Origin of the sequence: Allobacillus saliphilus, assembly GCF_018138385.1 — a bacterium.
GTDB lineage: Bacteria > Bacillota > Bacilli > Bacillales > Alkalibacillaceae > Allobacillus > Allobacillus saliphilus.
The window spans coordinates 1-6165 of sequence record NZ_JAGSIE010000054.1; the positions used below are offsets into that span (position 1 = coordinate 1).

6 protein-coding genes are annotated in these 6165 nt (G+C 38.5%); 1 reads left to right on the forward strand and 5 read right to left on the reverse strand.

Features of this window, described 5'->3' with window-relative positions:
* The first annotated feature begins 177 nt into the window (after window positions 1–177).
* The gene (rlmD, locus tag KC820_RS12925) at window positions 178–1566 is read left to right on the forward strand and encodes a 23S rRNA (uracil(1939)-C(5))-methyltransferase RlmD (RefSeq protein ID WP_212371484.1); all 1389 of its coding nucleotides are present in this window, start codon (window positions 178–180) and stop codon (window positions 1564–1566) included.
* 78 nt (window positions 1567–1644) lie between these two features.
* Here the strand turns inward: rlmD and pyrE are convergent, their stop codons facing one another.
* From pyrE to carB, 5 genes are all read right to left on the reverse strand, one after another.
* Window positions 1645–2259: an orotate phosphoribosyltransferase gene (gene pyrE / locus KC820_RS12930; protein ID WP_212371482.1), complete on the reverse strand. Its 615-nt coding sequence runs from the start codon at window positions 2257–2259 to the stop codon at window positions 1645–1647.
* Window positions 2256–2960: an orotidine-5'-phosphate decarboxylase gene (gene pyrF / locus KC820_RS12935; RefSeq protein ID WP_212371480.1), complete on the reverse strand. Its 705-nt coding sequence runs from the start codon at window positions 2958–2960 to the stop codon at window positions 2256–2258. The genes pyrE and pyrF overlap by 4 nt, the downstream gene beginning before the upstream one ends.
* Window positions 2932–3867, reverse strand: coding sequence for a dihydroorotate dehydrogenase (locus tag KC820_RS12940; RefSeq protein ID WP_212371478.1), 936 nt, complete (start codon window positions 3865–3867; stop codon window positions 2932–2934). The genes pyrF and KC820_RS12940 overlap by 29 nt, the downstream gene beginning before the upstream one ends.
* Window positions 3864–4622, reverse strand: a complete 759-nt coding sequence (locus KC820_RS12945; RefSeq protein ID WP_212371476.1) for a dihydroorotate dehydrogenase electron transfer subunit — start codon at window positions 4620–4622, stop codon at window positions 3864–3866. Before KC820_RS12945 ends, KC820_RS12940 begins: the two co-directional genes overlap by 4 nt.
* Window positions 4619–6165: carbamoyl-phosphate synthase large subunit (gene carB, locus KC820_RS12950; protein ID WP_212371670.1), on the reverse strand; the 1547-nt coding region annotated here is incomplete at its 5' end. The genes carB and KC820_RS12945, both read right to left, overlap by 4 nt.

Genomic DNA, 6165 nt, shown 5'->3' on the forward strand with positions numbered 1-6165 from the left:
GTTTTTCCCCTGCAAGAGTAGGACGTTGCCGGGCAATTCGAAGCTACTAGCACATACGTGTCTAGTAGCTTTTCTTATGTTTCAGAATCTATATGGTAATCTCTATAATACATATTGAATTCATGATATATTGGCATTACCGATTAAAATTAAAGTTGTTTAGGAAGTGAAAAGAGAATGACTGAACCAAAACGTTATTTTGATACGACAATTAATCATTTAGATCATAAAGGGAATGGACAAGCAGTTGTTTGGCGTGAGAATGAACAAGGAAATCCAAAAAAGCTCAAATTAAATGTACCACTAACGCTTCCTGGTGAGGAAGTACATGTTCAAGTAGACCGGCCGACGAAGAAGAGAAGTCGTGCACATGTGACAGAGTTTTTGAAAACGAATTCTGAAAGAGTCGAAGCACCTTGTCCTCATTTTGAAATCTGTGGCGGCTGTGTCTGGCAGCATTGGAGCTATTCTGGACAGCTAAATCATAAAACAGATTACGTGAAACGTCAGTTAGAGGAACAAGGTTTTAATGCAGCTTTAGTCAAAAATACGATTGGTGCAGAAACCCCGTGGAATTATCGTAATAAGATGGAATTCACATTTTCTCCAGAAGGGAACATGGGGCTTCATGAACAAGGAAACTTCCGCAAAGTGTTCGATATGAAGACTTGTTTAATTGCGGGAAATGATATGGTTGAAGCCGCATTAGAAGTATCAAAGTGGGCAAAAGAACATGAATTGCCAGGCTATTTAAAAGATGAACATGAAGGCCTTTTACGTCATTTGATGGTTCGTCAATCGTTTGCGACAGGTGAGATCATGCTTGCACTCGTAGCAACTGACAGACCAGATGGTAAATTGAAAGACCAAGTGGATAATCTAGTTCAACGAATCACAGAGAAATACCCTAATGTAAAAAGCTTATTATGGTTAGTTAACACTTTATGGGCGGACAGCATTCAAGCAGAAGAAACATTTGTTTTGGCAGGAAGAGACTTCATTTACGATGAACTAGCTGGTTTTCGATATCGTTTATGGTGGAATACATTTTTCCAAACGAATCCAAAACAAGCAGAGAAGTTAGTTGAACTTGCTCTTGAAGTTGGTAAGCCGCAAGCAGATGAGACGATGTTTGATTTGTTTTGCGGAGTTGGAACGTTTTCTCTACCTTTTGCAAAGAAAGTAAAATCGTTAGCAGGGGTTGAAATCGTTGAGAGCTCAATTGAATCTGCGAAACGTAATGCAACAGAGAATGATGTTCATAATACGTATTTCTTAGCAAATAACGCGCGTAATGGCATTGATGAAGTAAGAGAGCAGTTTGGCCAACCTGATTTATTGTTGGTCGATCCACCTCGTTCTGGGGCTGGTGGAAAAGTTATGCGCCGCATAGGACGTGCTCAACCGAAAAGAATTGTTTATATCTCTTGTAACCCAGAATCATTTGCCTCAGATATAACAGAGTTAACACCATTTGGTTATGAGTTAGTAACAGTTCAACCAGTTGATCTTTTCCCTCATACAGTGCATGTGGAGTTGGTTTCTTTGTTGGAGTTGAAAAAGTAAACGGTAGTTGTAGAAGGAACACCTATATCTTAGGTGTTCCTTTTTTAATGAAACAAAGGAATTCTAATAGTAATTAATCTACAATGAATCTCGCCACTTAAGAAGACTGTCTTTATCGATCTGTGTAATTTTACTAGTGCTTACTAAAGCATCTACTAACTGATCAAAACTTGTAATTGTCTGACAAGGCACTTGCTCCTCAGCGAATTTCTTAACAGCTTTATTTAACCCATATGTAAATATCGCGAAAACACTAACAACATGAGCTTCACTGTCCTTTATCGCATTGACTGTATTTAGAGCTGAGCCTCCTGTTGAAATTAAGTCTTCAATAACGAGCACATTTTGATTTTTTTCAAGTTTACCTTCTATTTGATTTCCTTTTCCATGCGCTTTTGCTGATCCACGAACGTAAATCATGGGTAAGTTTAATTCATTGGCAAGCCATGCAGCATGTGGAATTCCAGCTGTAGCACACCCAGCAATGACGTCAGGTTTCACCTCAAGCTGATTAACCATGTTTATAAATGCATTCGTAATTTTATTTCTAACATTAGGATGCGACATGGTGAGGCGATTATCACAGTAAATAGGTGACTGAATACCTGAAGTCCAAGTGAAATAATTTTGTGGATCAATTTGAACAGCTTTAATTGTAAGTAAATCTTTTGTAATTTCTTCCGTTAGGTTCATATTGTCTTCAACTCCTTCATTGCTTGTTGGTATGCCGTCTTAGGATTTTTTGCTCTTGTGATACTACGGCCGATCACCAGATAATCAGCTTTTTGCTCACGTGCTACTTTCGGTGTGGCGATTCTTTTTTGATCGTCTTTACTTGAATTTTCTAATCGAATTCCTGGTGTTATAGTTAGGAAGTCTTCTCCGCATTTTTCTTTAATGAATGTTGATTCGTGCGCAGAACATACGACACCATCTGCGCCGTGTCGTTTTGACAGGTAGGCCAGCCGTCCAATCTGTTCTTGTAAATTCCCTTGGATGTTTAAATCATGATTCATCATCGTTTGTTCCATTGATGTCAGTATGGTCACAGCAATTAATTTTGTTTGTTTAGAACTATTTGTTGATAGCAATCCTTCTTTTGCATATTCAATCATTTGACTGCCACCGAGCGCATGAACATTAACAAGATCTACTTCAAGTGAAGCGATATTATGCATTGCACGTTTAACGGTGGTTGGAATATCGTGAAGTTTTAAGTCTAGAAAAATCGGGTGGTTATTTTGTTTAAGTTTTTCAATAATGGAAGGACCTTCACGATAAAATAGTTCCATGCCTACTTTAACGGGCACGCCTTGCAGTTGATGGGTCATTAAAAAATTTTCAGTTACTTCCCATGTTGGGAAATCAAGAGCTAGATAGATCGGCTGGTTCATGAAATATCCCCTTTCCAACAGCTTCGTTAATTGAATGAAAACCATACTTATTTAAAACGTTTGGTAGCCCATTAATAATTTCTGGACAAATGAACGGGTTATTAAAATTTGCTGTGCCTATAGCAACCGCATTGGCTCCCGCTAGAAGGAATTCTAAAACATCCTCGGCGTTAGCTATTCCTCCCATTCCAATAATCGGAATGGATACTTGTTGTTTCACTTCATAAATCATTCGAATGGCGATTGGTTTTATTGCTGGGCCAGATAAGCCACCCGTTTTATTGGCAATTAAAGGCTTTTGACTTGGAAGGTGCATTTGCATTCCGGTTAATGTGTTGATCATAGACAGTCCATCTGCTCCTGCTGATTCAACCGCTTTTGCGATCGCTACAATATCTGTGACATTTGGAGACAACTTCACATAGACCGGAAGATTTGTTACTTTTTTTACGGTTTCTGTGACAAAAGCCGCCATGTATGGATCTGTTCCAAATTGAATTCCACCTTCTTTTACATTGGGGCAAGAAATGTTTAACTCGAGTGCATCTACATGGTCAGTTTGATTAAACGATTCGGCGACATATTCATATTCTTCAACCGAACTACCCGCAATATTGGCGATAATACAAGTATCATAATCTGCTAGAAAAGGAATTTCTGACTCTATAATTTTTTCTACACCAGGGTTTTGTAAACCGATGGCATTAAGCATTCCCGAAGATGTTTCTGCTACACGAGGCGTAGGGTTACCTAACCTTTCATTTTTAGTAGCTGATTTCATAATGACGGCACCTAATGTACTTAAATCGAAGAATGAACTATATTCACGTCCGAATCCAAAACATCCAGATGCAGGCATAATGGGATTTTTCATTGATAATCCAGGTAAATTTACAGATAAGTTCATGATAAATTAACCTCCTTGGCGTGAAAGACAGGGCCATCCTGACATATTTTCTTGTAGCCTTCTCCATCGCTTGTAGGTATGACACATGCAAGACAAGCACCAATTCCGCACCCCATCCGTTCTTCTAATGAAACATAACCATCAGAATTTGATAATCTTTCCTTGATTGCTTTTAACATTGGCGTTGGTCCACACGTATAAAAAGTATCAAACGAGCTTACTTTTGTAAGAACGTCAGTAACTAATCCTTGGTAACCATGAGTGCCATCGTCAGTGACTACATACGTATCACCAAGTTCTTGGAATTCTCTTTCATAAAATACACTTTCTTTTGTTTGATAGCCTAATATAGAAATAATCTTCACATTATTTTCGGATAGTCTTTTTCCTAGATGGTATAGAGGGGGAATACCAATCCCCCCACCAATTAGTAAAACTTTTTTCGGATGTGTATTACTAATGTCAAATCCATTACCGAGTGGACCAAGCACATCAATTGATTGTCCTGGCTCATAAGAGGCAAGCTTCTTCGTCCCTGTCCCAACAATTTTGAACGCGATCGTTACTTCATTCGAAGATTTATCTATGTCAGCAATAGAGACAGGTCGTCTTAACGTCAATCCGTCTATTAGTATGTGAAGAAACTGGCCTGGACTGGCATGGTGACTAATAAACTCGTTTTTTAAAACGAATTCTATTGTATCTTTTGCAATGAATTTCTTCTTAAGAATAGCCATATTTACTTTGTTAATCATAGTTGAACAACCTCTTTATTAATCATTGGTCTCGCACTAAAGCTATTAGAATCAATGACTCGTAAAATAGCACGTGCTGTGTCAAGATTTGTTAGACAAGCGATTCCATTTTCAACTGATTCTCGGCGAATCATAAATCCTTCTGATCTTGGCTGTCTACCTGACGTTAATGTATTAATTACAAATTGAACAGATTGATTCCTGATAAGGGATAAGACATTATCATTATCCGAACCAATTTTATCCACTTGTATGACTGGCAGACCAATTTCTTGTAAATTCCGTGCTGTTCCTTTTGTTGCATATAATTTAAACCCAAGATCGAAAAAACTTTTAGCGATTTCGCGTGCTTCTTGTTTATCTTGATCTGCTACTGTTAAGAGAACAGACCCTTCTGTCGGAATCGATAACCCTGAAGCAACTAACCCTTTATAAAGAGCTTTTTCTAATGTGCTATCATAACCGATTGCTTCACCTGTCGATTTCATTTCAGGTCCCAACGTCGTATCGACACTTCGAAGCTTTTCGAATGAGAAGACAGGTACTTTCGTTGCGACATGATCACCTTCTGGTAAAATGCCTGTTTCAAAACCTAGGTCTGCTAATTTTGCACCTAAGATACACTTTGTAGCTAAGTTAGCCATGGTAACTCCAGTTACTTTACTTAAAAACGGAATCGTTCGACTGGATCTCGGATTGACTTCGAGAACATAGACGTGATTATCTTTAATGATAAATTGAATGTTTATTAGTCCTTTAACATTTAGTTCTTCAGTAAGACGTCTCGTCGCTTCCATACAAGTATTGCGAATATGCTCGGTTACGCGTTGTGGGGGATACACAGCAATTGAATCACCTGAATGGACGCCTGCCCTTTCAATATGTTCCATAATTCCTGGAACAATCGTTGTTTCACCATCACTAATCGCATCAATTTCAACTTCGATTCCTGTTAAATATTTATCAATTAAAATGGGATGTTCGCTATCCAAACCGACTGACTTCTCCAAATAGGTTTGTAGCTCATCGTCACCATGAATGATTTCCATTCGACTTCCACCGATGACATAAGAAGGTCGTACTAATACTGGATATCCGATTTCATTTGCGACTTTAAATGCTTCTTCCAACCTTAATACGGTTTTTCCTTTAGGTCGTAATAAGTTTAAGTCATTTAAAAGTTTTTCAAATTTGTCCCGATCTTCCGCACGATCGATTGATTCCAAGCTTGTTCCGAGAATGTTTATACCGTGCCGCTTCAATCCAGCTGCTAAATTAATGGCTGTCTGGCCGCCAAATTGGACAATGACGCCTTCAGGCTTTTCGAGTTCAATGACATTCATCACATCTTCCAAGGTTAACGGTTCGAAATAGAGTTTATCTGAGATAGTGAAATCAGTTGAGTAAGTCTCAGGGTTATTATTCATAATGATCGCTTCGTAACCCATTTCTTTGACTGCTAACACGGAATGGACGGTCGCATAGTCAAATTCAATGCCTTGACCGATACGAATTGGACCAGAGCCGAGAATGAGAACTTTTT

Bases quoted from the DNA above. Each gene is read 5' to 3' on its own strand.
- pyrF (WP_212371480.1), bottom strand. From the start codon at position 2,960: ATGAACCAGCCGATCTATCTAGCTCTTGATTTCCCAACATGGGAAGTA.
- rlmD (WP_212371484.1), top strand. From the start codon at position 178: ATGACTGAACCAAAACGTTATTTTGATACGACAATTAATCATTTAGAT.
- pyrE (WP_212371482.1), bottom strand. From the start codon at position 2,259: ATGAACCTAACGGAAGAAATTACAAAAGATTTACTTACAATTAAAGCT.
- KC820_RS12945 (WP_212371476.1), bottom strand. From the start codon at position 4,622: ATGATTAACAAAGTAAATATGGCTATTCTTAAGAAGAAATTCATTGCA.
- KC820_RS12940 (WP_212371478.1), bottom strand. From the start codon at position 3,867: ATGAACTTATCTGTAAATTTACCTGGATTATCAATGAAAAATCCCATT.